This window comes from Leucobacter sp. 7(1) (assembly GCF_900163635.1).
Lineage (GTDB): Bacteria > Actinomycetota > Actinomycetes > Actinomycetales > Microbacteriaceae > Leucobacter.
The window spans coordinates 1-1,368 of the sequence record NZ_FUID01000031.1 but is presented as its reverse complement, the minus strand read 5'-3'; the positions used below and the strand labels follow the sequence as shown (position 1 = coordinate 1,368).

Sequence of the window (1,368 nt, the reverse complement as noted above, 5' to 3'; positions counted from 1 at the left end):
TGAACCGTCCCGGGTTCTCTGCCGCTTCCTTTCGAGTTGAAAGGATGGCGTCATGCCAAAGAAGATTGATCCCCAGGTGCGTGAGCGAGCCGTCAGGCTCGTCCTCGAGCACCGGGCCGAGTACCCCTCGAACCAGCAAGCCGTCGCCGCGGTCGCTCGCCAGGAAGGCGTCGGTGCCGAGTCTCTGCGCCGCTGGGTAATCCAAGCCGAAATCGACACCGGTGACCGCGACGGTCAGACCAGCGAAGAATCAGTTGAGATCAAGCGCCTCAAGGCCGAGAACAAGCAGCTTCGCGAGGACGTCGCGATCCTGAAAGCCGCGACGACTTTCTTCGCGGGGGAACTCGACCCCCGCAACCGATGATGCGCGCGTTCATCGATCAGATGCGCGCCGAGGGTCATGCAGTCGAGTCGATCATTCGCGTCTTGTGCGAGCAGGGCGTGAAGATCGCTGCACGAACCTACCGGGCCTGGGCCAGGCCCCGCATCGCGAACCGGACGATCACCGACGCCCTCGTCGTCGACGCCGTCCGCGACGCCGCCTGGACAACCGTGGCCGACGCTGCTGGTGTCGTGCGGCGGAAGATGACCCCGGAAGGGCTCTACGGGCGCAAGAAGATGACCGCGCTGATCCGCCGGACCGCGATCCCCGAAGCCTCGCGCGGCGCCGTCGACCGGGCCATGCGTCTGCTCGGCCTGTCCGGGGTGACACGCGCGAAGACGATCCGGACGACGATCCCGTCAAAGGGCGGCGTCCGCGCCGGGGACCTGCTCAACCGCGACTTCACCGCGCCTCGCCCGGATCACACGTGGGTGATGGACTTCACCTATGTCCGCTCGTGGGCGGGCTGGGTGTATGTCGCGTTCATCCTCGACGTCTACTCTCAACGCATCGTCGCCTGGCATGCGCAGACCAGCAAACACGTCGATCTCGTCATGACCCCGCTGCGCATGGCGCTGTGGGAACGGGGCCGCCAGGGCCGCCCGATCGAACGCGATCAGCTCCGCGCGCACTCCGATGCCGGCTCCCAGTACACATCCGTAGCGTGGACGGAGAAGCTCGCTCTTGACGGGATCGCCCCATCGATCGGGTCCGTCGGTGATGCATACGACAACGCCCTGATGGAGACGATCAACGGCCTCTACAAGGCCGAGTGCGTGCGCACCACGATCTTCCACGACGGACCGTTCAAGACCATCGCGGACGTCGAATACGCCACCGCTGGCTGGGTCGATTGGTACAACCACCGCAGACTTCACGGTAGCCTCGGAATGAGCAGCCCCGTCGAATACGAGGCCGCCTACTACAAGTCCCTCACCCGAGAGATTCTCCCCGCATAGAAGCGGCAGAGAACCCGGGACGGTTCA

Annotated in this window: 1 protein-coding gene; it reads left to right on the top strand. The window is 65.1% G+C overall.

Annotation, left to right across the window (positions count from 1 at the left end; all coding sequences use genetic code 11):
• Positions 1-52: 52 nt before the first annotated feature.
• Positions 53-1,341, top strand: a protein-coding gene (locus tag FM113_RS07205) for an IS3 family transposase (protein WP_087013016.1) whose coding sequence is annotated in 2 segments (ribosomal slippage) — positions 53-326 and positions 326-1,341 — 1,290 coding nt in all. Because the reading frame shifts where the segments join, the coding sequence is not laid out codon by codon here.
• Positions 1,342-1,368 lie beyond the last annotated feature (27 nt).